Origin of the sequence: Mesorhizobium sp. WSM4983, assembly GCF_029625765.1 — a bacterium.
Taxonomy (GTDB): Bacteria; Pseudomonadota; Alphaproteobacteria; order Rhizobiales; family Rhizobiaceae; genus Mesorhizobium.
On the sequence record NZ_JARTVM010000038.1, the window covers coordinates 1 to 368 of the forward strand.

1 protein-coding gene is annotated in these 368 nt (G+C 63.3%); it reads left to right on the forward strand.

Annotation, left to right across the window (positions count from 1 at the left end):
- Window positions 1-8: 8 nt before the first annotated feature.
- A partial coding sequence (locus P9254_RS29200) for an ISAs1 family transposase (protein ID WP_278103919.1) occupies window positions 9-368 on the forward strand: 360 nt, incomplete at its 3' end.

A 368-nucleotide genomic window follows, 5' to 3' on the forward strand; every position in this document is an offset into this window, starting at 1 on the left:
TGTCGATCCTGCAAGCAGTTCGCGATCCGCGCGACATCAACGCGCGGCATGATCTTGCTGAACTTCTGTTTCTGGCGTTGGCGGCGACGCTGTGCGGGGCCAAAAGCTGTGTGGATATTGCGGAGTTCGCAGAGGGGCGCGAGGAGGAGCTGAAAGAGTTCATCGAGCTGAAGCATGGGTGTCCGAGCCACGACACCTTCAGCCGGGTGTTTCGGCTTCTTGATCCGCAGGAGTTGTCGGATGCGCTAAGCGCCTTCATGGCGGCATTGCGGCGTGAGCTTGGGCTCGGCCCACCGCGTGGCGTGGTGGCCGTCGACGGCAAGGCGCTGAGGCGCGGTTATGAGAAGGGCCGCGCCTTCATGCCGCCG